We start from the raw sequence: 23166 nt of genomic DNA on the forward strand, positions 1-23166 counted from the left end.
ACGCTTCGCCCGGCATCAGCGACGGGCGGGGAACGCCTCACCTTTTCTCGATCGGCGCGAAGCGGTAGCGGATCGTCCTGGCTTCGAAGAGCTCGGCACCGAGCTGGGATGCGCTGTCGAGATCGAACAGGGCGAGATTGAAGCCGTTCGCCCCGAAGGCACTCTTGTAGACCACACCGTCATAGCCTTCGCAGCGAAAAAGCTCGGCGAGAAGCTGGGTGGCGGCATAGTCGGCGACATCGTCGCTCGCCAGCACCGGGAAGGAGAAGGCCCGGTCGATATGCGCCCACACGGCGGCCTCGCGCCGCTCGGCTTCGGTCCGGTCCTTCTGCCCGGGATGAACCAGCGAGCAGTCGACGACGGACAGCGCCTTCCTGGTCTCGAACTGGCCCAGGGTGATCGTCGAGCCGATCCAGGGCCTGACCTCCGACATCGCCGTCTCCGGCGTCGTCGCCAGATAGAGGCAGGGGATGCCCTTGGCGTTGACGCGGCCTTCGGGCGCCCGGTCCTCCAGCGGCACCATGCGCTCGGGCTGATGCGGGCGCGGCAGCCTGTCGCGCCCGTCGCCGTCCTCGCTCCAGCGATGGCCGAGCTGGGCACGCCAGAAGCGCGAGCCCGCGGCGATCGTGCGCAACCTCGTCCTGCAGCTCGCCGCGACGGCCCTGACGAACCGTTCCGATCGGCGCGACCTGAAATAGCGCCGATCGAGCGAGATCTCCCGCCGGAAGGCGAGGAAATCGTCCGCGGACGTGAAGGCCGCGGCTCTCGCTTCTGCTTTTCCGTCACCCATGCGTCGCACGCCGGCTGTGGACGGCACGGCGGCGAACGGCACCGTGACCTCCGTCATGGGCTGGAAACCTGCCGGGGCTTCGGCTGTTCCGGATCGTCACGAACCTTCGTGGCTCGGTTGCCCGCGATACGATCGTTCGCGAGCCGTCGCGGGACGGCGTCACGGTGAGCTGCACCGGCGTGGCATCGGGGTGTTCCGCGTCGGATAGTCCGTGATGTCGGCGCCGGCACTCATCCGATCGCCTTCGGCGGCTCGGCACTGCAAACCTTCATGCCTTGCAGGACGTAGGCCGCCCTCAGGCAGTAATCCTCGCGCCAGGGCGAAGCGATCAGCTGCACGCCGATCGGCAGCCCGCTGCCGGAGACCGGCACGGCCGCGACCGGCAGGCCGACGCAGGAAATCGGCTGGGTGAAGATCCCGAGGCTCGGGCGCAGCGGCAGGAGTTCCCCTCGCACGTCCAGCGTCTTCTGTCCGATCGGCGGTGCCGGGCAGGGCGTCGCTGGGGCGATGATCAGGTCCACCTCCTCGAAGACCTGCATCATCGCGTCGTGGAACCAGCGTCGCGCCCGCTGCGCCTGGATGTACCAGCCCGCCGGCAGCATCGCCCCGGCGAGGAAGCGGTCGCGCGTGTCGGGATCGAAATCGTCGGCCCGCTCCCGCAAGCGCGCGAGATGGAGGGCCGCACTTTCGGCATTGGTGATCAGGAAGGCCGCCGCCCGCGCGACCGGCGCACCCTCCAGCGCCACGGTCCGCGTCGCGGCGAGTGCGCGAGCCACCGCGCCGACGGCGGCGGCGGCCTCCGGCAGGCCGTCGGTGGCGAAATGCCCGCCCGCTACGGCGATCCGCAGGTCCGCCACGCCCTGCGCCAGCCGCGCCGAGACCGGCTCGACCGGTCGCGGCGTGCAGGCCGGGTCGTCCGTGTCCGCCCCCTGCAGCAGATCGTAGGCGAGGGCCAGATCGGTGACGTCGCGCGCGAAGGGCCCGAGATGGTCGAGCGAATCGCAGAACGGAAAGCTGCGCGTCCGCGGCAGGCGGCCATAGGTCGGTTTCAGGCCGAACACGCCGCAGAGCGAGGACGGCACGCGGATCGAGCCGTTGGTATCCGAGCCCAGCGAGATCGGTGCCATGCCGGCCGCCGTCGCCGCGGCGGAGCCGGACGAGGAACCGCCGGCCATGCGCGAGAGGTCATGGGGATTGCGGCAAGGGCCGTCATGGGCGTTCTCGCCGGTGAAATCATAGGCGTATTCGCCCATGTTCAGCCCGCCGATCAGCACGGCTCCGGCCGCCGTCAGGCGTTCGATCAGCACGGCGTCGCGCCGGGCAGGGGGCCGCTCGCGGTTGATCTTCGAGCCGGCCCGCGTCGGCAGGCCCGCGATGTCGAACAGATTCTTCGCGGCGAAGGGCACGCCGGCGAGTGGGCCGAGCGGCTCGCCGGCGGCGCGGGCCCTGTCGATCGCGGCGGCCTGGGCGAGCGCGCGCGTGGCCGTCACATCGGTGAAGGCGTTGATCTCGCTATCGATCCGGCCGATCCGGTCGAGGAAAGTGCGGAGCACGGCCTCGGCACTGATCGTACCTGACCGGACCTGCGCCGCGATCCGATGCGCCGGGGCGAAGACGTCGATGCTCACGCCGTCACCTCCCGCCCGGGCCGGAAGACCGGCGCGAGCTCGAGCACGTCCTCGGCGATCGGCGCCGCCTGCACGATCTTCGCCATCGCCTCCGCCGCGGCCAGGAACCGGATCACGCCCTCGCGCTGCTCCGCCGTGATCGCGAGCCCGAGCGCCGGCGCCATCGCATCGAGATGGGCAGCCGGGTCGAACGCCTGCTTCGCCTCGCTCATTCCGCCGGCTCCAGCCGGGCAGGCGGCGCGCTCGCGATCGTCTCCGGCGCCCGCTCGCCCGCGAGCTGACGGGCGCAGAGCCAGAGGAAGCCGGCGACCATGGCATAGCCCAGGCTGAGCGAGGGCGTGACGCCGAGCCCCTTGCCGACTCCGACGGCCTCGCCATGCATCAGCCCGAAATAGGTCAGCACCGCGCCGGCGGCGGCGAAGGCGGCGGCGTTGAGGAACTGCTTCTCGATCACGAAGACGGCGATGGCGCCGAGGACGAGGCCGGAGAGGATGGCGCCGCCGCCCATCAGCTCGAGCCCGCGATAGAGCACGCCCATGCTGGCCATCTTGTCGAGGCCGACCGCCGCCGCACTGGTGCCCGCGGCGCCGAGCGCGCCGTCGACCAGCACCTTGGCCCAGGCCGCGAGATGAGGCGTCAGCGCCAGCACGATGGCGGGGGCGTGGCTGGCCGGCGTGGTCTGGAAGGCCTGCGCGCCGATCAGCATGCCGATATAGAGCAGGATCGGCGAGATCGCGACGATCGGCACCAGCGCCAGCAGCAGCGCGACGACCCCGAACCAGCACAGCGCGGCGACGATCACCCCGGTCGCTGCCGAGTAGCCGATGCGTCCTCCCATCGCCTTCCAGCCGGGATGGCCGATATACACCGCGTTGATGAAAGGGTTGCCCATCAGGCAGCCGATCAGCGAGACGGCGCCGTCGGCCGTCAGGACCCGCGTCGTCGGATAGTGATCGCCGGCGGCTTCCGCGCTCTCGACATTGTCCATCGCTTCGACGAGGTCGTAGATGCCGAAGGGGATGGCCGTCACCAGGACGATGCCGAGATAGCTGAAGCCCGAGAAGACGTGGTCGAAGGCCGGCAGCGGCAGCGCGAAGCCGAAATTGGCGAAGGCGGCGCCGAGCCCGGCGAGGCTCAGGCCGCCGACGTCGAGCCCGAGCAGCGCCGCGCCCCACGCCACGGCCATGCCGAAGGCGATGGCGACCAGCCCGGCCGGAATCCCGCGCGGATAGCGCAGGCCGCCGAACCAGCTCACCATGATGATGGCGAGGCAGGTCAGGCCGATCGCCGGCGTCAGGAAGATCTCCAGCGCCGGCCGCATCGAGATGAAGGCGATCGAGACGCCGGCGAACGTGCCCAGCAGGGCTGCGCGCGGCGTGATCTTGCGGACGACGGGGGCGATGAAGCCTCCGATCATCAGGATGAAGCTCTGGAAGAAGACCCAGACCAGGCCGGCCTCCCAACCCTTGACCGGGTCGCCCGTCATGCTCGCGATCGGCAGCATGATCACGAAGGTGACGACGAACATGTGCGGCACGCTGATGCCGGACGGCAGCGCGCAGACATCGTCGCGGCCGGTCTGCTTCGCCAGCTTCCAGGCGAGCCAGGCGTAATAGCCGGTCGAGAGCAGCATCATCAGCCCGAGCGCCGGCAGGATGCGGCCGAAGACGATCTGGCCCGGCATCTTCAGCACGAACTGCAACAGGCCGGTCAGCACGAGGAGGTTGACCAGGATATTGGTGCCGAAGCCGAACAGCCCGTTCCAGTCGCCCGGCGTCCAGAGCCTCGGCGAGGCCGTCTTCATAGCCGTCGTCGTCGCCATCTCCCCCTCCTCTCGTCAGGCCGCCCGGTCCGGCACGCCGAGGGCCGCCAGCACCGCATCCGTCGTCGAAACCCAGCCGAAGATCCCGCCCTGGGCCGCGATCATGCGCAGGCCGACCTCGTGGAACTCCGGGAAATAGGAGGCGCAGGCATCGCCCAGCACGAGGCAGCGATAGCCGCGATCATTGGCCTCGCGCACGGTGGTGTGGACGCAGACCTCGGTGGTGACGCCGCACACCAGCAGCGTCTCGATGCCGCGGTTGCGCAGCATCAGGTCGAGATCGGTCTGGTAGAAGGCGCCCTTGCCGGGCTTGTCGATCACCGGCTCGCCGGGGCACGGCGCCAGCGCCGGGACGATGTCGTGCCCCACCTCGCCACGGATCAGGATGCGCCCCATCGGCCCGGGCGCGCCGATGCGCTTGTCCGGCGGCCCGCGCTCGAGCTTGGCGGGCGGCGCGTCCGAGAGGTCCGGCCGATGGCCCTCGCGGGTATGGATGACGAGCATGCCGGCAGCCCGCGCCCCGGCGAGGATGCGCCGGCAGGGCTCGACCGCCGCCCTCAGCCGCGCGACGTCGTTGCCGAGCGCGGCACCGAAGCCGTCCGGCTCGAGGAAATCGCGCTGCATGTCGATGAGCACGAGCGCGGCGCGTGCCAGGTCGGCCTGGAGCGGGAAAGGCTGCGCTGCGATCTCGGCCTGGCTCAAGGCGGCCTCCGTCGGGGCTGACGGAATGGGCTTTGCAAGGGCTGTGCCCGCCGGCCTTCCCGCGGCGCGGCTGGACCAGGAGAGCCCGCACGTGCCCGTCAGCCTTGAGAAATCCCCGACGATTCCGCGCTCGGCGCGGCCTCGCTGCGGCGGAAATGGCCGGTCGCCGCTGACGGAGGCCGCGTGCGGAATCGGGTGGCCGCGCCTAGTTGCATAATCTTCGCATGCAACACGCCAGCATATGCCTATCATTTAAGCAGATATGGGAAAGGATTTGTTCGAGTGCCGACCCTGACCAGCATCCTCGCCAGCCACCATGACGGCAGCCGCTCGATCGGCGAGACGATCGCCGCGGTCTATCGGCGCCTGCGCGCCCATGGCGATCCGGCTCTGTTCATCGGCCTGAAGCCCGAGGCGGAGGCGCTGGCGGAGGCCGAGCGTCTGCAGGCGGAAGGTCCGCAGGGCCGGGAGCTCTGGGGCGTGCCGGTCGCGGTGAAGGACAATATCGACGTCGCCGGCCTGCCGACCACCGCCGCCTGCCCGGCCTATGCCTATACGCCGGAGCGGGACGCCGGCGCGGTGGCGCGGCTGAAGGCCGCCGGCGCGATCGTCATCGGCAAGACCAATCTCGACCAGTTCGCGACCGGGCTCAACGGAACCCGTTCGCCCTATGGCGTGCCGCGCAACGCCTTGCGGGCCGACCTCGTCCCCGGCGGCTCCAGTTCCGGCTCGGCCAGCGCCGTCGCCGCCGGCATCGTCCCGGTCGCGCTCGGCACCGACACCGCCGGCTCCGGCCGCGTCCCGGCCGGCCTGCAGAACCTCGTCGGCCTGAAGCCCAGCCCCGGCCTGGTTCCGACTTCGGGAGTCGTGCCGGCCTGCCGCACGCTCGACTGCGTCTCGGTCTTCGCATTGACGGTCGAGGACGCCTGGCTGGCACTGCAGGTCGTGGCCGGTCCCGATGCGGGCGACCCGTTCTCGCGTCCCGTCCCGCTCGGGCGGCTCGGGGCCTGCCCGCCGCATCTGCGGCTCGGCGTGCCATGCGAGCGCGATCTCGACTTTGCCGGTGACGGCGCCGCGCAGGCGAGCTTCGCGCGCGCCGTCGCGCAGGCCCGCGATCTCGGCGCCGAGATCGCGCCGATCGAGATGACGCCGTTCTACGAGGTGGCGCGATTGCTCTATGACGGGCCCTGGGTCGCCGAGCGCCGGCTCGCCATCCGCGACCTGCTCGCGCGCGATCCCGAGGCGATCCTGCCGGTGATCCGCGCCGTGATCGCCGGCAAGCCCATGCCGGACGCCGCGGCGGCCTTCGCGGCGCGCTATCGTCTCGCCGAGCTCGCCCTGGCCGCCCGCGCCGCGCTGAAGGGTCTCGACGCGCTGATGGTGCCGACGGCGCCGCGGCCGGTGACGCTGGCCGAGATGGCGGCCGACCCGATCGGCGCCAATTCCATGCTCGGCCGCTACACGAATTTCGTGAACCTGCTCGATCTCTGCGCGCTCGCCGTACCGGCTGGCCTTGCGGCGGACGGCACGGCGAGCGGCGTCACCTTCATCGCACCGAGCGGCTACGACGCGGCGCTGGCCGGGATCGGCAGCGCCTTCCATGCCGCCGCGGCCCTGCCGCTCGGGGCGACCGGAGCGCCGCATCCGGGCTCTCCCGTGCCGCCGGCAGCGGCCGCGCCCGGCACGGTCGAGATCGCCGTGGTCGGCGCCCATCTCTCCGGCATGCCGCTGAACGGCGAACTGACGGCGCTCGGCGGCAGCTTCCTGCGCGCCACGACCACCACGGCCGATTACCGCCTCTTCGCCCTGCCGGGCGGGCCGCCGGCGCGCCCCGGCCTGCTGCGGGTGCGCCCGGGCGAAGGCGCGGCGATCGCGCTCGAGGTCTGGTCGCTGCCGGTCGCGGGCTTCGGCGCCTTCGTCGCCGGCATCCCGGCGCCGCTCGGCATCGGCACGCTCGCGCTCGCCGACGGCACGCGGGTCAAGGGTTTCCTCTGCGAGGCGGCCGCGACCGATGGCGCCCGCGACGTCACCGATCTCGGCGGCTGGCGCGCCTTTGTCACGGCGCAGGCGAGCGCGGCCTAACTCGAAAATGCTCTAGCTGTCCGTGGCTTCCACATAGCTCCGGAACGCATCGCGCACGATGCCGATATGGGTGCGCATCGCTGCCGATGCGCCTGTCTGGTCGCCGCGCAGGATCGCCTGCACGATCAGGTCATGCTCCGTGTAGGACCTGCCGAGACGGCCGGCGGCCCGGAATTGGGCGCGGCGGAACGGCGCGACGCGAGCCCGCGTCATCAGGGCCAGCTCGGCGAGATAGCCATTGTGCGATCCGGCATAGATCGCCGCGTGGAACGCCTCGTTCGTCTCGTGATAGGGCGCCGGATCGCCCTTCTGGACGAGAAGGCGCAGTGCTTCGTGCAGTCTTTCGAGCCCGTGGCGCTCCGCGACGGTCATGTTGCGGGCGGCGAGCCCGGCGCAGAGCGCCTCGAGCTCGGCCATCGCCTCGAACATGTCGTTCAGCTCGCGCGGCGTCGGCAGGGCGACGACGGCGCCGCGATGCGGGCGGACGCGGACCAGCCCGGAGGCCGACAGCTGGCGGATCGCTTCCCGCACCGGCGTGCGCGACACGCCGAAACGAGTGGCGAGCTCCTGCTCGTCGAGCGGTGTGCCCGGCTCCAGCCTGCCGGAGACGATGTCGTCCGCGAGGCTGGCCCGCAGCGCTTCCGTTCTGGTGCGGGGCTGCGGCGCCGGCTTCGAAATATCGGAAAGGGCGGCGGGGCGCGGCATCGATTGCGTCCGGAGTGGCGGATTCGCTTCGCCGTTCTTAGCAGGCGCGGGCCACAGCGTCATGCAGATGACCGCGGCCGGTCGGGCTCATTCGGGGATCACGCTGACATGCGCCGCGACCACGCGCCAGCCTTCCGGGAATTTCACCCAGGTCTGGCTCTGCCGCCCGATCTTTCCGGCCATCGAGTCGCGGCGGAACAGGGTGTTGGCCGTCGCCATCGCCTCGCCATAGCTGGTGATGACGGTGCGCTCCAGGGTGCGCTCCAGGCCGACAGGCGAACGCGCCGAGCGAAAGGCGGCGATCTCCGAATGGCCGTAGAGGTTCTCGCCGATGCCGTAGCGCAGCGTCTCGGGCGCGTCCTTGAACAGGCGGTCGAGCGTCGCGACGTCGTTGCTCGTCAGCGCCCGCTCGTATTCGGCGAAAGCCGCTTCGACTTCGGCCAGCACGGCCGGCTCGTTGATCTTCATCGGCGTGTCCTCATCGTCTCGTGCCGCCCGCCGCAGCTCACAGGGGCGGGTGCGGGATCGCGCTCAGCAGTTCCCTGGTATAGTCGGCCTGCGGCGCGCCCAGCACCGCTTCGGCCGTGCCCTCTTCGATGATCCGGCCGGCGCGCATCACGATCACCCGGTCGCAGAGCAGGCGCACCACGTTGAGATCGTGCGAGACGAAGATGTAGCTCATGCGCAGGCGCTGCTTCAGCTCCTCCAGCAGGTTGAGCACAACCGCCTGCACGGAGACGTCGAGCGCCGCGGTCGGCTCGTCGAGGATGACGAGGTCCGGCTCGAGGGCGATGGCGCGGGCGATGCCGACGCGCGCCTTCTGTCCGCCGGAGAGCTGATGCGGGAAGCGGTCGAGCAGCTCGACCGGCAGGCCGACCAGCGTGGCGAGCTCCTCGCAGCGGGCGCGCAGGGCGTCGCGGCCCTTGAGAGAGCCCAGGCGCAGGATCGGGTCGAGGATGGCGCGCTCGGCGGTGAAGCGCGGGTTCAGGCTGTCGGTCGGGTCCTGGAAGACCATCTGGATGCGCCGGCGCAGCGGCGCCAGCGCGAATTGCTTCGCCGGAATCGCGCCGATGTCGTGCCCGTCGAAGACGATCCGGCCCGATGTCGGATCGAGCAGGCGGTTGAGCATCATCGAGGTGGTCGACTTGCCGCAGCCGGATTCGCCGACCAGGCCGAGGGTCTCGCCGCGCCGGACCGTGAAGCCGATGCCGTCGACGGCGCGGAAGGCGGGCTTTTCGGGCTCCGTCCTGCCAGTCAGCTTCGCCAGCAGGGAGCCGGCCTGCGGGCGCGGATACTCCTTGACCAGGTTCTCGACGAGGAGCAGCGGAGCGCCAGCCTGATCCGGGTTCGGCACCTCGTTCAGGGGAGCAGCCATCGCTCCTGCCGGAGCGTCCGGCAGGAGGTCACGCAGTTGCATGCCGACACGCGGCGTCGCCTGCATCAGCCGGCGGGTATAGGGATGCTGCGGATTGCGGAAGATCTCGGCTGCGGCCGCGGTCTCGACCACGCTCCCCTTCTCCATCACCACCACCCTGTCGCAATAGGCGGCGGCGAGGCCGAGATCATGGGTGATGAGGATGGTCGACATGCCGCGCTCGCGGGTGAGCTCGACCATCAGGTCCATCACCGCCTTCTGGGTGGTGACGTCGAGCCCCGTCGTCGGCTCGTCGGCGATCAGGAGCTGCGGCTGGCAAGCCAGCGCCAGCGCGATCACGACGCGCTGGCACATGCCGCCGGAGAGCTCGAAGGGATAGGCGTCGTAGCGCTCCTGCGGCCGCGCGATGCGAACCTTCTCCAGCGCCTCGATCGCCTTCGCCCGCGCCGTCGCCCGGGTGGCCTGGACATGCTGGACGAGCACGTCCTCGATCTGCCGGCCGACCTTGCGGATCGGGTTCAGCGCCGCGCGCGGATTCTGGAAGATCATCGAGATCTCGCGCCCGCGCAGATCGCGCATCTGGGCTTCGCTGGCTGCGACGAGGTCGACGCCGGAGAAGCTGACCGTCCCCTCGGCGATCCGGCCGGCCCGGTCGAGGATGCGCACCACCGCATAGGAGGTGACCGACTTGCCCGAGCCGGATTCGCCGACGATGGCGACCGTCTCGCCCTTGCCGACGCTGATGTCGATCGCCTTCACCGCCCGGACCGTGCCGCGGCGGGTGGCGAACTCCACCGTCAGATTCCTGACATCGAGCAGAGGCTGGGCGGTCATGTCCGGTCTCCCTCGTCTTTCCGGGATGCCGCGCAGCGGCAGGCCCGGAACCCGTGAACATCCCCCGATACCGGGCAGGCTCGACGCCGATGCCATTTCCCGGCCTCGCGGAGCTCAAGGGTTCCGGGCTCTCGCTGCGCGAGCCCCGGAATGACGGCGTGGTTCCGACGCCAGTCCGTCATCCCTCAGTTCCTCCGCTGCGGGTCGACGAGGTCGCGCACGCCGTCGCCCAGAAGGTTGAAGCAGAACACCGCCGTCATCAGCGCCAGCCCGGGGAAGAAGGCGATCCACCACTCGCCCGAGACGATGAAGCTCGCCCCCTCCGCGACCATGATCCCCCATTCCGGCGTCGGCGGGCGCACGCCGAGACCGATGAAGGAAAGGCCGGCGGCGTTGAGGATCGCATAGCCCATGGTCAGCGACATCTGCACCGCCATGATCGGCATGATGTTCGGCACGATCTGCGTGAGCAGCAGCCGCCATTCCGAGTTGCCCGAGAGCCGCGCCGCCTGGACGAAGCCGGCCTCGCGCCGGACATTGGCCTCGGCCCGCGCGATGCGGGCATAGAGCGGGAAATTGATGATCGCCGTGGCGAGGACGATGTTCGTCACCGAATTGCCGAGCGCCGCGACGATGCCCATGGCGAGCACGAAGAGCGGAAACGCCATGATCGTGTCGGCGACGCGCCCGACGACCGTGTCGACCCAGCCGCCGAAGAAGCCGGCGGCGACACCGGCGAGCCCGCCGAGCAGGAAGACGAGCGCGACCGAGGCGACCGCGATGCTGAAGTCGAGCCGCGTCGCCGCCACGACGCGGCTGAAGATGTCGCGGCCGAGCTGGTCGGTGCCGAACCAGTGGGCGGTGCTGGGCGGCTTCAGGGCCGCGCTGGTGTTGGAGGCGAGCGGGTCGTAGGGCACGGCCAGCGGCCCGAAGACCGCGGCGAACAGGATCAGCGCGAACAGGCCGAAGGCGAGCCCCGTCACCGGGTTCTCGGAGACGACATGCCTGGCATGGCTCCAGAGCGATGTCGACGGCGGCGCCTCGAGGCGCAGCGGGGCGGGCTCGACCTTGCTCATCTCGTTCATCGCCTCAGCCCTCCAGCCGTACGCGCGGATCGATCACGCCGTAGAGGATGTCGATCGCCAGGTTCAGCGCGACGTAGAGGATCGCCATGGTCAGCACGAAGCCCTGGATCGGCGCGTAGTCCGAGGCGATCAGCGCCTCGACCGCGTAGGAGCCGACACCCGGCCAGGCGAAGACCTTCTCGACCAGCACATTGGCGCCGAGCAGGAAGGAGAAGACCATGCCGAGCGTGGTCACGACCGGGAGCATGGCGTTGCGGAAGGCATAGATGCCGATGACCGTGCGCGACGACAGGCCGCTCGCCCGCGCCGTGCGGACGAAATCGGCGCTGAGCACGGCGAGCATCGCGGCGCGGGTCATCCGCGTGATCGGTGCCAGCGAGAAGATCGCCAGGGTCAGCGCCGGCAGCAGGATCTGCGCGAGCGCGGCGCGAAAGGTCTCCGGCTCCCGGGCGATCAGGCTGTCGATCAGCAGGAAGCCGGTGACGCGCGGCGGCTCGGAGAAGAAGACGTCGAGCCGGCCGAGCGGCGCCGGCGCCCAGCCGAGGATGAAATAGAAGACGTAGACCAGCAGCAGCCCGGTGAAGAACACCGGCAGCGAGACGCCGGCCGTCGCCACCACGCGGCAGAGATGGTCGATCCACGATCCCTGCCGGACCGCCGCCAGCACGCCGAGCGGCAGCGCCACCGCCATCGCGATCAGCAGGCCGAACAGGGTGAGCTCGGCCGAAGCCGGCAGGCGCTGGGCGAGATCGGCCGTGACCGGCTGCCCCGTCGTCAGCGACTGGCCGAGATCGCCCTGCACCAGCGCCTTCACATAAGCGACGAACTGCACCGGCAGCGGCTGGTCGAGCCCGAGCTTGCCGCGGATCTCGGCGATCGCCTGCGGCGTCGCCGCCGGGCCGGCGAAATAGGCCGCCGTGTCGCCCGGCAGCACCCGCGTCAGCAGGAAGGTGACGACGATGACGCCGAGGATCGAGGGGATCGTCGTCTTCAGCCGGGCGGCGATCAGGCGCAGCATGTGCAGACCTCCGCTGTCGCCGTCTGGCCGGGGCGCGCCATGGGCGCGAGCCCGGAACCCATGAAAGCGAGGGTGACGGATGGGAGCGACGGCATGGCTGCGCCTCCTCGGTGTCGACGGTGCTCACGGGTTCCGGGCTCGGCCCTGCGGGCCGCCCGGAATGACGGCCAGCTCAAGCCTTGGTCAGGTAGCGGAAGTCCGGCTCGCGGCAGGGCTGGAACTGGTAGCCGCCGATCGATTTCTGCATCGCGACGTCGTGGGTCGGCTGCGAGATCGGGATCATCGGCACCTCGCGGTTCACCAGCTTGATGAACTCGACCACGGTCTTCTCATAGTCGGCCCTGTCGCCGGCGAAGCGGGCGGCGTCGATCATCTTGTCGAGCTCGGGGTTCTGGTAGTTGGCGATGTTGAAGATCGAATTGTTGCCGTGCATCGTCCAGAACAGGTAGTAGTCCGGGTAGTCGAGCCAGCCGGCGAAGCGGTTCAGCGTCATCGGATTGGTCTTCTTGGCGATCTCGGTGCGGAAGTTCGCGCCCGGCACCTTCGAGATCTCGACATTGATGCCGATCGCGCCCAGCGCCTCCTTGATCAGAACCGACATCGGTTCGGCGACGGTGGCGTTGCCGGCGTCGAATTGCAGCGTGGTCGAGAAGCCGCCGCCGGCCGCCGCGACCAGTTCCTTCGCCTTGTCGAGATTGGTCTTGTAGGGGAAGGGCTGCGGCCAGGCCGGCTTCGGCAGTTCCGGCCCGCCGGACATGTCGACGCCGCGGCCGAAGAGCGAGGCCTGCAGGATCTTGTCGTAGGGCAGCACCCAGGCGACGGCCTGGCGCAGGCGCACATCCTTGAACGGGCCGACCTGGGCGTTGAGATAGAGCCCCCAGACACCGTTCGGGATCGGGACGCCGACGACATTGACCTTGCCGGCATCGGCGAGGTCCTTGAAGTCCTTCGGCGGCAGCCCGTAGGAGATGTCGGCATCGCCGCGCTCGATCAGCGCCCGCCGCGTCGAGGGCGAGGCGATGTCGCGGGCGATGATGCGGCGCAGTTGCGGCCGCTTGCCGCAAGCCCAATCGTCGTTGCGGACATAGATCGTCTCGACGCCGGGCTTCCAGCTCTCCACCCTGAAGGCGCCGGATCCGGCGATGTTGTTCTTGAGGAAATCCTTCGCCCAGGGGTCGCCGCCGCTGTTCTTGATGGCGAGCTCGGAATCGAAGACGAAGGGAATGGTGACCGCCAGGTTCGGCATGGTCATCTTGTCCTTCCGGACGAAGTCGATGCGGAAGGTCTTGTCGTCGAGGGCGACGAACTGCTCGGGCTTCTCGAGCGAGCCGGCATTCATCTGCGTGGTCGCGAAGCCGCCGATCGAGACGGCGCGGTCGAGCGACCATTTCACGTCCCTGGCGCTGACCGGGCGGCCGGAGTGGAATTTGGCGTCGCGCAGCTTGAAGGTGCAGCTCATGCCGTCGGAGGCGAGCTGCCAGCTCTCGGCGAGCTCGCCTTCGAGCTCGCCCATCGCGACCTGATGGCCGCCGCCGCCCGGGATCGGCACGGGCTTGAAGCGCAGCAGCCGGTCATAGCAGTTCAGCGCGACGCCATTGACCGGCTGCGACGAGCCGATGCCCTGCATGTCCAGGCTGTTCGGGCCGTATTCCTGCACGAGGAGGAGCGTCTCGCTGCGGCTCGGCGCCTGTGCGCTCGCGCCCTGCCTGATGACGAACGGAGCGGCCAAACCTCCGGCGATAGCCGCGCGACGCGTGATAGCCATTGTGTTCTCCCCCTGTGCCGGGGCCCTTTCCAGGGCTCCGGCGCTTCCTGTCGGGGAGGCCAATGCAGTTACCGTGCCGGATCGCAGCGGCCCGGCAGCACGGATTCCGCGGCCCGCCGTGCGCCGGCGCGCCTAACTTTGCATACAATCGGCGAATTTCTGCTCACCAATTAGGCATTCCTGCCGGAGGTGGGAACGGCGGCCTGTCAGCCCTCGCGCCGCGCCAGCTCCAGGACCGTCTCGATCAGCACGCGGATCGCGATGCCGGCGTCGAGTTCGCTCATCGCCTCCAGTGGCGAATGGCTGATGCCTTTCTCGCAGCGCACGAACAGCATGGCCGACGGGCACAGCCGCGCCATCGCCATGGCGTCGTGCCCCGCGCCCGAGGGCAGGCGCCTGGCCGAAAGGTTGGAGCCGGTGCGGGCGATGCCGGCGGCGAAGGCCTCCTGCAGCTCGGCCGCCATCGGCGTCGCCTCCTCGTGCGAATAGGGCGTGATCGTCAGGCCGACGCCGCGCCGGGCCGCGATCTCGCCGAAACGCTGCGCGACGTCCCGCTCCATGGCGGCGACGGTCTCGCCCGAGGGGGCGCGATAATCGATGGTGAAGTCGACTGCGCCCGGCACGACATTGGTGGCGCCGGGGTCGGGCCGGAACACGCCGACCGTGCCCACCGCCTGGTCGTGCCCGCGCGCGACCTCCTCCAGCGCCAGCGCCATTTCGGCGGCGGCGGCAAGCGCATCCTTGCGCAGCCGCATCGGCACCGTGCCGGCATGGCCGGCCTCGCCGGTCACGCGGACGCGGGCGCGGCTCTGGGCGTTGATGGCGGTGACGATGCCGACCGCCTCGTTCTCGATCTCGAGCACCGGGCCCTGCTCGATATGAACCTCGAGATAGGCCTTGACCGAGCCGGGCTTGCGGGCGAGCGCCGGAATCCCGGCCGGGTCGCCGCCGAAGGCGACGAGCGCGTCGCGCAAGCTCACGCCGTCGGCATCGCGCGAGTCGAGCCAGGCCGGGTCGTATTGCCCTGCCAGCGCCGAGGAGGTCGACAGCGAGGTCGGAAAGCGCACCGTCTCCTCGTCGCCGAAGGCGACGACCTCGAGCGCGAAGGGCAGGGTGATGCCGGCGTCGCGGATCGCCTGCGCCGCCAGGATGCCGGCCACGACGCCGAGATTGCCGTCGAAACGGCCGCCGTCGCGGACGGTGTCGATATGCGAGCCGATCAGCACCGCCGGCAGCCCGGGGGTCGCGCCCTCGCGCCGGCCCTGCACCGAGCCGGCGGCGTCGATGAAGGCGGTGAGGCCCGCGACCTCCATCGCCCCCTTGACGTACTCGGCCGCCTGCCGGTGCGACGGCGACAGATAGAGCCGCGTCAGCTTGCCCGGCTCGTCGCTGAAGCGGTTGATGCCGGACAGGGCGGCGAAGGCGCGGGCGCCGAGCACGGCGGGAGAGGGCAGGGAGGCGGTCATGGGGTCTCAATCTAGCGGGCTGGCCACGGCCGTGGCCAGCCCGCTTTTGCCTTTCAGGTCCGGTTGATGTCAGTAGGTCGCGCGCCCGCCCGAGAGGTCGAAGACCGCGCCGGTGGTGAAGCTGTTCTCGGCCGAGGCGAGGAAGGCGACCATCGCGGCGACCTCTTCCGGCAGCAGGAAGCGCCCGCGCGGGATCTTGGCCAGCATGTAGCCGATATGCTCCTCGCTCATCTGGTCGAAGATGCGGGTGCGGGCGGCGGCCGGGGTGATGCAGTTCACCGCGATGTCCTGCTGCGCCAGTTCCTTGCCGAGCGATTTGGTCAGCGCGATCACCGCCGCCTTGGAGGCCGAATAGGCCGAGGCGTTGGGATTGCCCTCCTTGCCGGCGATCGAGGCGACCAGCACGAGCCGGCCGTAATTGCGCTTGATCATGCCGGGGATCACCGCCTGGCAGCAGTGCAGCGTGCCGTCGACATTGAGGCGCATGATCTTGCCCCATTCGTCGAGCGGATATTCCCAGGTCTTCAGGTTCGGCCCGGCGATGCCGGCGCTGGTGACGAGGATGTCGACGCTGCCATGGCGCTGTTCCAGCTCGGCCGCGGCGGCATTGACCGCCCTGGCGTCGGTCACGTCGATCGAGAGCCCGCTCGCGCCCTCGCCGATCGCCGCCGCCGCCTCCTGGGCGAGCTTGCCGTCGAGATCCCAGATCGCGACCTTGGCGCCGCTGGTCGCGAGGCGCTCGGCGACGGCCCGGCCGATGCCTTGCGCGCCACCGGTGACGATGGCGACGCGGCCCTTTAAATCGATTTGGTTCATGTGAAAGACGCCCCTCCCTGAAGCTGGCCGGCGAACTCTAGCGCAAAGCCGGCCAGCGCCTAGCCGCGATGGCTCGGGGGAGGGTTGCGCCAGGCTGGCGCTCAGCGCGCATTGCGGAAGGCGCGCGGGCTGAACACGGTGCGCAGCAGGATGCCGATATCGAGCCAGAACGACCAGTTGTCGATGTACCAATGGTCGTAGGCGATGCGCCGCGCCATCTTCTCGTCGGTGTCGGTCTCGCCGCGCAGGCCGTTGACCTGGGCCCAGCCGGTGATGCCGGGCTTGACGTTGTGGCGCCTGGCATAGAGCGCGATCTTGCGCTGGAACTCGCGGTCGTGCGCCAGCGCGTGCGGGCGCGGACCCACCAGCGACATCTGCCCGGCGATGACGTTGATGAGCTGCGGCAGCTCGTCGAGATTGTAGCGCCGCAGGAAGCCACCGACCCGGGTGATGCGCGGATCGTTGCGCGTCGCCTGCTTGACCACCTCGCCGTCGTCGGTGGTTGTCATCGTGCGGAACTTGAAGATGCGGAACGGCTCCTGGTTGAAGCCGTAGCGGCGCTGCAGGAACAGCACCGGGCCTTTCGAATCGAGCTTGATCGCGATCGCGATCAGCAGGAGCAGCGGCAGGCTCAGGAGCAGGATCGCGCTCGCGGCCAGCACGTCGAAGACGCGCTTGAACAGGATCTGGGCGAAGGACAGGGCCGGCCGGGTCAGGCGCAGCGAGGCGAGCGAGCCGATGCGCACGATATGCGGGTTGTCGAAGCGGTCCATGATCCGCTCCGGCGTCAGATGGATCGCCACCGGCAGGTTCATGAAGGCGTCGACGCAGGCGTCGATCGTCTCCTGGTCCGACCAGGGCAGGGCGATGAACACCGCATCCGGCTTGAGATCGCGCGCCCGGGCCGAGGCGATGGCGAGGTCGGCGGCGAGCGCCGCCGCGGGGTCGTTGATGCGCCGCGCGTCGTTGCTGCGCAGGAAGGCGACATCGACGATCGAGAAGCCGATATTCCAGGGCTGATGGCGCGAGACGAAGGACATCACATCGCTCTCGCGGCCGATCAGGAAGACGCGCTCGGAGGTGATCCGCCCGGTCTTCGACGCCATCGAGATGGTCTGGACGACCGCCGAGCGCGCGAGCGCGATCAGCGGCACGCCGGCGACATAGGTGACGAGGACGACGGCGCGCGAATACTGGTCGTTGACCTTGGCCATGAACACAATGGCGACGAAGGCGATCATCGTCACGTTCCAGACCGTGAAGGCCGAGCCGACCTGCCCCTTGGTCGAGAGGTAGTTCTCCAGCCGGTAGCGGCCGCGCAGCAGGTTGGTGAAGACGAAGATCGCGGCGATCATCGAGGCGAGCTCGGCGGTGATCTTGTCGTTGCCGAGATGGCGGTAGGCGACGAGGTGATAGGCCAGCGAGATCCCGCCGACCACGGCCAGGACGACGGCCGCGTCGATCAGCGCGGTGATCAGCCCGATCCAGTGACGCAAGGCATTCGCGCGCTGGTCGGCTGCCGTGGCGACTTCGTAGTTCAGGTCGTTGACGCTCATCATTCCGTGCTCGCTCCGGGGCCGGCGAGGGCCGGCCACAGACGGTCCGGATTCGGCACAGGAGCTGCGCCGAAGGCCGCCTCGTCCGCCGAGGTGGCAAGGCCGGTGCCGCGGCGGCATGCGGCCGATCCGTAGGGAAACGGCCTGGAATCGGCGCATTCGGACGGCATGCCGCGGTGGCGCAGCCGCGTTTCGTGCCATTCCGGGACAGCGGGCGGATCGCTGCGCCCCGCGCCGGTCGCCGGGCCGGAGGAAGGCGCCGTTCACCCTATGGCGGGGTTCCGCTTGACCGGGATGGGGATCGTGCCGAGACAGGCATGGCGCCGTCGGGCTCGCGACGTGCGCCAGCAGCGATCGAGATGAACGCCGTCCTCTTCAAGCCGCCGCAGCGAAGAATGGCCGCCGCCTTGCCGGAGCCGCCGCGACGCGACATCGCCGGCGTCGCGGTCGCGGCGCTGACGCGCGCCGAGGCGCTCGCCCTGATCGGCGCCGCCTTCGACGAAGGCCGTCACCTGCATCTGGCCTATTGCAACGCCAACCTCGTCAACATCGCCGCGCGCGATCCCCGCCTGCGCGAGCGGCTCGCCGGCTTTCTGGTCCTGCCGGACGGGATCGGCATCGACCTCGCTTCGCGCCTGCTCTACGGCGCCGCCTTTCCGGCCAACCTCAACGGCACCGATTTCACGCCGGCGATCCTCGCCGCGCGGACGCGCCCGCTCTCGGTGATGCTGCTCGGCGGCCGGCCCGGCGTCGCCGAGCGCGCGGCGGCACGTCTGGCGGGCGACTATCCGCAGCATCGCTTCGCCGTGCTGGGCCATGGCTATTTCGCGCCCGAGGACGAGCCGGCCCTGCTGCAGCGGCTCGAACGTGAGCGGCCGGACCTGCTGCTGGTCGCCTTCGGCAATCCGAGGCAGGAGGAGTGGATCGCCAGACGGATCGACGCCCGCCATTGCACGGTCGCGGCCGGCATCGGCGCGCTGTTCGACTTCCTCGCCGGCGAGGTGGCGCGCGCGCCGGAAACCGTGCGCGCGCTGCGGCTGGAATGGGTCTATCGGCTCTGGCTCGAGCCGCGCCGGCTCTGGCGGCGCTATGTCGTCGGCAACCCCGCCTTCCTCCTGCGCGTGCTGCGCCAGAAGCTGGCGCGGCGCAGCGCCTGACGGCGCTTACGGCTTCTTCCCGCCGATGAAGCCGAAGAGGGGCCCGGCGCCGATCATCACCAGGAAGACCCGGACGATGTGGTGGGCCGCGACGAAGGCGACCTCGGTGTGCAGCGCCAGCGCGATCAGGCTCATCTCGGCGAGCCCGCCGGGCGAATAGGCCAGGATCAGCGGCACCGGCTGATAGCGCGAGGCGTGCGCCACCAGGAAGGCGAAGACCAGCGTCAGCGCCACCAGGATCACCGTCGAGCCCACCGAGATCATGAGGATGCGCAGGATCGCCTGCGGCGCCGTGCCGACGAAGCGGCAGCCGATGGTGACGCCGAGGATCAGCTGCGCCACGTTGACGATCTCGTAGGGCGGCACGGAATCGCTGAGGCCGGCGACATGCACGGCGGCCGAAACCAGCATCGGTCCGAGCAACTGCTTCGCCGGCAGCCGCAGCACATGGGCGAGCATCACGCCGGCGATCGCGCTGGCGACCAGCCAGAACCAGCCCAGCGCCGAGGTCTGGACCATGGACGGGCCGGTATTGCGGTTGATCCCCAGCGAGACGCCTTCGAGCCATTGCACGATGAAGGGCAGCGTCATCACCACCAGCAGGATGCGGGCGGAGTGGATCAGCGCGATGGTGCGGGCATCGCCGCCCTTTTCCTCGCCGGTGATCACCATCTCGACCAGCCCGCCCGGCATGCCCGAGAAGAAGGCGGTGACGGGATCATAGCCGGCGACGCGGCGAAAATAGGTGACGCAGCACAGCCCGCAGGCGATCATGAACAGCACCAGCCCGCCGATCGTCGGCAGCCAGTTCGGCATCTGCGCGATGATCTCCGGCTTGAAGCCGGACCCCAGCATCACCCCGATCACCGCCGACATCGGCGGACGGATCACCGGCGGTGCCGCCACCGGCGCCCGCGCGATGGCCGCGGCGGTGCAGAACACCATGGAGCCGAGCATCCAGGGCAGCGGCAGGCGGTAATGCGCGAAGAGCCAGCCGCCGGCCGCGCCGAGCGCGAGCGCGAACAGGAAACGCCGCCAGGGGAAGCGTCGCGGCGACAGGTCGCGCACGCCGTTGACCGCATCCCTCAGCAGATCCCGCATCGCCCCGATCCCCTCCCTGAGACGCATATCCATGGCGGCGCCACGGCGCTGCTATACGCGATCCGCATGGCGGCGGCAGGGCTCTCTCGGCATGCCGCCCCTGCCCTCGCGGCGGAACGGCTGGAGCTGGCGGCAACCCTGCCATGCCGGCAAGCCACTGACGCAGGGGCGGAAAATCGGTCAGGGTCCGGTCCTGCAGATATCTGATAGGCCGTCGGCGTTCCCGCCCGGCTCGGGGCAGCGATGAGCGAAGACCGCCTTTCGGACGCAACCGGCCGCGGCAGCGAGGCCATCGGCCTGGCCGAGGCTCTGCCGCCTTCGGCCGACGAGGACGGCAGTCCGGCCGAACCGCCCGCATCGCTCGCGCCGGAGCGGCCGCTGCCGCCAGTCCTGTCGGCGCCGTCCCGCGAGACCTGGCTCGCCGCCCGCCGCGATCGCACCGGCCTGTGGTGGCGCAGGGCGAGCCCGAACCTGCGCGGCACCGTCTACATGATCACCGCGCTCCTGGTCTACGCGGTGATGGTCGGCGCCTTCAAACATCTCGGCACAGCGATCCCGTTGGTCGAGACGCTGATGATCCGCCAGATCATCATGAGCGCCGTGGTCTTCGCCGTCGCCGGCCGCAGCCTGCCTCTTGCCTTCAGGACCGACCGGCCGGTCCTGCAGGTCTTTCGCGGCCTGATCACGCTGGCCTCGATGCTCTGCGGCTTCAGCGCGCTGATCCACATCCCGTTGGCGCAGGCCACCGCGATCAGCTTCAGCCAGGTGCTCTTCGTCACGATCGCCGCCGTGCTGATCCTCAAGGAGCGCGTCGACGCGGCGCGCTGGATCGCGACCATCTTCGGCTTTCTCGGGGTGCTGATCATGCTCAACCCGTCGGCCGAAGGGCTGAACGTCTGGGCGCTGATGTCGCTCGGCGGCGCGCTGTTCGGCGCCGGCATCACCATCAGCGTGCGCATCCTCGGCACCAGCGAGCGCACCGAGACGATCCTGATCTACCAGGGGCTGGTGCTGATCGTCGCCCTCGCCTGGCCGACCTGGGCCTATTGGGTCTGGCCGACGGGCGAGCAATGGTTCTGGCTGGTGCTGCTCAGCCTGTTCGGCACCGCCGGGCAATGGCTGATCACCAAGGCCTATCAGGTCGGCGAGGCGGCGGCGCTGGCGCCGCTCGATTTCAGCCGGCTGATCCTGGCGAGCTTCACCGGCTTCGTCTTCTTCGCCGAAGTGCCGACGCTGACGACGCTCGTCGGGTCGGCCATCGTCATCGGCGCGACGCTCTATACCATGCGCCGCAATGCCCGCGGCCGCATCGGCCCCGACCCGCCCTCCCCGCCCTGACGCTCAAGCCACGAGACGCCCATGACGCATCACCAGCTCGATGCCTCGCTCGCCACCTGCCATTGGGGCTATTTCGACGCCGGGCTGAAGCCGGTTCTCGAGATCGAGAGCGGCGACAGCGTGACCATCCGCACCGTCACCGGCGGCCCTGCCCATCTGCCCGAAGGCAATGCGACGATCCCGCCGGAGATCCACGAGATCCACGCTGGGGCCGAGCGCATGCTGCCCGGCCACATCCTCACCGGCCCGGTCGCGGTGAAGGGCGCGCGGCCCGGCCAGGTGCTGGAGGTGCGGATCCGGAGCGTCGAGCCGCGCACCGATTTCGGCTACACCATGTTCCGGCCGCTCGGCGGCACGCTGGCGGAGGAATTCGACTATCACGCCTTCCGCTTCATCCATCTCGACCGCGAGCGCAACGTCGCCGGCCTGCCCTGGGGCATGGAACTGCCGCTGGCGCCCTTCTTCGGCGTGATGGGCACGGCCCCGCCGCCGCATTGGGGCAGGCTGACCTCGCTGATCCCGCGCGCCTTCGGCGGCAATCTTGACAACAAGGAGCTCGGCGCCGGCGCGACGCTCTATCTGCCGGTCTTCGTCGAGGGGGCGCTGTTCTCCTGCGGCGACGGCCATGGCGCGCAGGGCGACGGCGAGGTCTGCATCACCGCGATCGAGACGGCGCTGGAAGGCACCTTCGAGTTCCACCTGCGCGAGGATCTCTCCTTCGCCATGCCGCGGGCGGAGACCGCGAGCCACCACATTACCATGGGCATCGATCCCGATCTCGACATCTGCGCGAAGGATGCGCTGCGCGACATGATCGCGCTGATCACCGAGCGCACGAGGCTCTCGCGTGACGAGGCCTACATGCTCTGCAGCCTCGCCGCCGATCTGCGCGTCACCCAGACCGTCAACGGCTCCAAGGGCATCCATTGCATGCTGCCGAAGAGCCTGGTGGCGTAATCGGCTCGTCATGCTCGGGCTTGCCCCGAGCATCTCGGGCCGGAGGGGCGCTGGCCGGCGGCTTCTCGTCTTGAGATTCCCGGATCTCCGCTTCGCAGCGTCCGAGAATGGCGCCTTTCCTCACAGCATCGGCAGCCCGCGCGGCTTGCGCCCGCGCGGGAAGGCGGCGTCGAGCCGGGCGATGTCCTCGTCGCCGAGCCGAAGCCCGAGCGCCCCGGCATTGTCCTCGACATGGCCCGGTTTCGCCGCCTTGGGGATCGCGACGACCGGGGGGCGCCGGGTCAGGAAGGCGAGGGCGACCTGGCGCGGGCTCGCCCGATGGGCGGCCGCGATCTCGCTCAGCACCTTGCCCTGCGCCGAGTGCTCTTCCGGGAAATCATCCTGCCCGAACGGGCTGTAGGCGGTCACGGTCACGCCGTTCCGCTCGCACCATGGCAGCACCGCATGCTCGATCGCCCGCTCGCGCAGATGATAGAGCACCTGGTTGCAGGCGATCTTGCCCGGGCCGGCGATGCGCAGCGCCTCATCGAGATCGGCGACGTCGAAATTGCTGACGCCCCAGGACAGGATCTTGCCCTCGGCGAGCAGCTCCTCGAAGGCCGCGAAGGTCTCGGCCAGCGGGTAGGAGCCGCGCCAGTGCAGCAGGTAGCAATCGAGCCGGTCGGTCCCGAGCCGGCGCAGGGACTGCTCGCAGGCCTTGCGCGTGCCGGCCTTCGAGGCGTTGTGCGGCAGCACCTTCGAGACCAGGAAGACCTCGTCGCGCCGCCCGGCGATCGCCTCGCCGGTGATCTCCTCGGCCCGGCCGTCGCCATACATCTCGGCCGTGTCGATATGGCAGAGCCCGAGATCGAGCCCGTGTCGCAGCGCCGCGACCGCTTCGCTGCGCGGGGCACGCTCGATGTTCCAGGTGCCCTGGCCGATCCGCGGGACGCTCGCTCCGCCCTTGCCGAAAGCCTGCTTCATCCGGGT

General features: G+C 69.9%; 20 protein-coding genes. 4 read left to right on the plus strand and 16 right to left on the minus strand.

Features of this window, described 5'->3' with window-relative positions:
- Nucleotides 1-37 precede the first annotated feature (37 nt).
- From CS1GBM4_RS02955 to CS1GBM4_RS02975, 5 genes are all read right to left on the minus strand, one after another.
- Nucleotides 38-847 carry an RES family NAD+ phosphorylase gene (locus tag CS1GBM4_RS02955; protein WP_186417197.1) on the minus strand — a complete coding sequence of 270 codons (810 nt, stop codon included), beginning with the start codon at nt 845-847 and terminating at the stop codon, nt 38-40.
- Nucleotides 848-1020: 173 nt separating this feature from the next.
- On the minus strand, nt 1021-2412 hold the full coding sequence (locus CS1GBM4_RS02960) for an AtzE family amidohydrolase (RefSeq protein ID WP_244607019.1): 1392 nt from the start codon (nt 2410-2412) through the stop codon (nt 1021-1023).
- A 2-nt stretch (nt 2413-2414) separates the two neighbouring features.
- Nucleotides 2415-2630 (minus strand): DUF4089 domain-containing protein, encoded by a 216-nt coding sequence (locus tag CS1GBM4_RS02965; protein WP_186417199.1) that lies wholly within the window; start codon nt 2628-2630, stop codon nt 2415-2417.
- Complete coding sequence (locus CS1GBM4_RS02970; RefSeq protein WP_186417200.1) at nt 2627-4240, minus strand: regulator; 1614 nt, start codon at nt 4238-4240, stop codon at nt 2627-2629. Before CS1GBM4_RS02970 ends, CS1GBM4_RS02965 begins: the two co-directional genes overlap by 4 nt.
- 15 nt (nt 4241-4255) lie before the next feature.
- Nucleotides 4256-4942, minus strand: coding sequence for an isochorismatase family cysteine hydrolase (locus tag CS1GBM4_RS02975; protein WP_244607013.1), 687 nt, complete (start codon nt 4940-4942; stop codon nt 4256-4258).
- A gap of 282 nt (nt 4943-5224) precedes the next feature.
- Here CS1GBM4_RS02975 and atzF point away from each other — a divergent pair, with 282 nt between their 5' ends.
- Entirely contained in the window at nt 5225-7024 is a 1800-nt protein-coding gene (atzF, locus tag CS1GBM4_RS02980; RefSeq protein WP_186417202.1) for an allophanate hydrolase, read from the plus strand.
- 12 nt (nt 7025-7036) lie between these two features.
- Here the strand turns inward: atzF and CS1GBM4_RS02985 are convergent, their stop codons facing one another.
- The 9 genes from CS1GBM4_RS02985 to CS1GBM4_RS03025 form a co-directional block, all read right to left on the minus strand.
- Nucleotides 7037-7729, minus strand: a complete 693-nt coding sequence (locus tag CS1GBM4_RS02985) for a GntR family transcriptional regulator (RefSeq protein ID WP_186417203.1) — start codon at nt 7727-7729, stop codon at nt 7037-7039.
- 87 nt (nt 7730-7816) lie between these two features.
- Nucleotides 7817-8197, minus strand: a complete 381-nt coding sequence (gene hpxZ, locus CS1GBM4_RS02990; protein WP_186417204.1) for an oxalurate catabolism protein HpxZ — start codon at nt 8195-8197, stop codon at nt 7817-7819.
- Between the two features lie 37 nt (nt 8198-8234).
- The gene (locus CS1GBM4_RS02995; protein ID WP_186417205.1) at nt 8235-9938 is read right to left on the minus strand and encodes an ABC transporter ATP-binding protein; all 1704 of its coding nucleotides are present in this window, start codon (nt 9936-9938) and stop codon (nt 8235-8237) included.
- Nucleotides 9939-10123: 185 nt separating this feature from the next.
- A complete protein-coding gene (locus tag CS1GBM4_RS03000) occupies nt 10124-11014 on the minus strand; it encodes an ABC transporter permease (RefSeq protein WP_186417269.1) in 891 nt (296 codons plus the stop codon).
- 13 nt (nt 11015-11027) lie between these two features.
- Nucleotides 11028-12041: an ABC transporter permease gene (locus CS1GBM4_RS03005; protein WP_186417206.1), complete on the minus strand. Its 1014-nt coding sequence runs from the start codon at nt 12039-12041 to the stop codon at nt 11028-11030.
- Between the two features lie 172 nt (nt 12042-12213).
- Nucleotides 12214-13806, minus strand: coding sequence for an ABC transporter substrate-binding protein (locus tag CS1GBM4_RS03010; RefSeq protein WP_186417207.1), 1593 nt, complete (start codon nt 13804-13806; stop codon nt 12214-12216).
- Nucleotides 13807-14012: 206 nt separating this feature from the next.
- Entirely contained in the window at nt 14013-15272 is a 1260-nt protein-coding gene (locus CS1GBM4_RS03015; RefSeq protein ID WP_186417208.1) for an allantoate amidohydrolase, read from the minus strand.
- Between the two features lie 69 nt (nt 15273-15341).
- On the minus strand, nt 15342-16088 hold the full coding sequence (locus CS1GBM4_RS03020) for an SDR family NAD(P)-dependent oxidoreductase (protein WP_186417209.1): 747 nt from the start codon (nt 16086-16088) through the stop codon (nt 15342-15344).
- Nucleotides 16089-16189: 101 nt separating this feature from the next.
- Entirely contained in the window at nt 16190-17644 is a 1455-nt protein-coding gene (locus CS1GBM4_RS03025) for an undecaprenyl-phosphate glucose phosphotransferase (RefSeq protein WP_186417210.1), read from the minus strand.
- 359 nt (nt 17645-18003) lie between these two features.
- Between CS1GBM4_RS03025 and CS1GBM4_RS03030 the strand changes: the two genes are divergently transcribed.
- Nucleotides 18004-18801 (plus strand): WecB/TagA/CpsF family glycosyltransferase, encoded by a 798-nt coding sequence (locus CS1GBM4_RS03030; RefSeq protein WP_244607014.1) that lies wholly within the window; start codon nt 18004-18006, stop codon nt 18799-18801.
- Nucleotides 18802-18807: 6 nt separating this feature from the next.
- On the opposite strand, the gene CS1GBM4_RS03035 is transcribed toward CS1GBM4_RS03030, so the two are convergent.
- Entirely contained in the window at nt 18808-19902 is a 1095-nt protein-coding gene (locus CS1GBM4_RS03035) for an AbrB family transcriptional regulator (protein WP_186417211.1), read from the minus strand.
- 243 nt (nt 19903-20145) lie between these two features.
- Between CS1GBM4_RS03035 and CS1GBM4_RS03040 the strand changes: the two genes are divergently transcribed.
- Both CS1GBM4_RS03040 and CS1GBM4_RS03045 read left to right on the plus strand, forming a co-directional pair.
- Nucleotides 20146-21240 (plus strand): DMT family transporter, encoded by a 1095-nt coding sequence (locus tag CS1GBM4_RS03040; protein ID WP_186417212.1) that lies wholly within the window; start codon nt 20146-20148, stop codon nt 21238-21240.
- Nucleotides 21241-21261: 21 nt separating this feature from the next.
- A complete protein-coding gene (locus tag CS1GBM4_RS03045; protein ID WP_186417213.1) occupies nt 21262-22197 on the plus strand; it encodes an acetamidase/formamidase family protein in 936 nt (311 codons plus the stop codon).
- Nucleotides 22198-22317: 120 nt separating this feature from the next.
- Here the strand turns inward: CS1GBM4_RS03045 and CS1GBM4_RS03050 are convergent, their stop codons facing one another.
- Nucleotides 22318-23160, minus strand: coding sequence for an aldo/keto reductase (locus CS1GBM4_RS03050; protein WP_186417214.1), 843 nt, complete (start codon nt 23158-23160; stop codon nt 22318-22320).
- Nucleotides 23161-23166: the final 6 nt, after the last annotated feature.

Origin of the sequence: Allobosea sp. CS1GBMeth4, assembly GCF_900185715.1 — a bacterium.
Lineage (GTDB): Bacteria > Pseudomonadota > Alphaproteobacteria > Rhizobiales > Beijerinckiaceae > Allobosea.

Bases quoted from the DNA above. Each gene is read 5' to 3' on its own strand.
- CS1GBM4_RS02955 (WP_186417197.1), bottom strand. From the start codon at position 847: ATGACGGAGGTCACGGTGCCGTTCGCCGCCGTGCCGTCCACAGCCGGC.
- CS1GBM4_RS02965 (WP_186417199.1), bottom strand. From the start codon at position 2,630: ATGAGCGAGGCGAAGCAGGCGTTCGACCCGGCTGCCCATCTCGATGCG.
- CS1GBM4_RS02970 (WP_186417200.1), bottom strand. From the start codon at position 4,240: ATGGCGACGACGACGGCTATGAAGACGGCCTCGCCGAGGCTCTGGACG.
- CS1GBM4_RS02985 (WP_186417203.1), bottom strand. From the start codon at position 7,729: ATGCCGCGCCCCGCCGCCCTTTCCGATATTTCGAAGCCGGCGCCGCAG.
- hpxZ (WP_186417204.1), bottom strand. From the start codon at position 8,197: ATGAAGATCAACGAGCCGGCCGTGCTGGCCGAAGTCGAAGCGGCTTTC.
- CS1GBM4_RS02995 (WP_186417205.1), bottom strand. From the start codon at position 9,938: ATGACCGCCCAGCCTCTGCTCGATGTCAGGAATCTGACGGTGGAGTTC.
- CS1GBM4_RS03000 (WP_186417269.1), bottom strand. From the start codon at position 11,014: ATGAGCAAGGTCGAGCCCGCCCCGCTGCGCCTCGAGGCGCCGCCGTCG.
- CS1GBM4_RS03005 (WP_186417206.1), bottom strand. From the start codon at position 12,041: ATGCTGCGCCTGATCGCCGCCCGGCTGAAGACGACGATCCCCTCGATC.
- CS1GBM4_RS03010 (WP_186417207.1), bottom strand. From the start codon at position 13,806: ATGGCTATCACGCGTCGCGCGGCTATCGCCGGAGGTTTGGCCGCTCCG.
- CS1GBM4_RS03015 (WP_186417208.1), bottom strand. From the start codon at position 15,272: ATGACCGCCTCCCTGCCCTCTCCCGCCGTGCTCGGCGCCCGCGCCTTC.
- CS1GBM4_RS03020 (WP_186417209.1), bottom strand. From the start codon at position 16,088: ATGAACCAAATCGATTTAAAGGGCCGCGTCGCCATCGTCACCGGTGGC.
- CS1GBM4_RS03025 (WP_186417210.1), bottom strand. From the start codon at position 17,644: ATGAGCGTCAACGACCTGAACTACGAAGTCGCCACGGCAGCCGACCAG.
- CS1GBM4_RS03030 (WP_244607014.1), top strand. From the start codon at position 18,004: ATGAACGCCGTCCTCTTCAAGCCGCCGCAGCGAAGAATGGCCGCCGCC.
- CS1GBM4_RS03035 (WP_186417211.1), bottom strand. From the start codon at position 19,902: ATGCGGGATCTGCTGAGGGATGCGGTCAACGGCGTGCGCGACCTGTCG.
- CS1GBM4_RS03040 (WP_186417212.1), top strand. From the start codon at position 20,146: ATGAGCGAAGACCGCCTTTCGGACGCAACCGGCCGCGGCAGCGAGGCC.
- CS1GBM4_RS03045 (WP_186417213.1), top strand. From the start codon at position 21,262: ATGACGCATCACCAGCTCGATGCCTCGCTCGCCACCTGCCATTGGGGC.
- CS1GBM4_RS03050 (WP_186417214.1), bottom strand. From the start codon at position 23,160: ATGAAGCAGGCTTTCGGCAAGGGCGGAGCGAGCGTCCCGCGGATCGGC.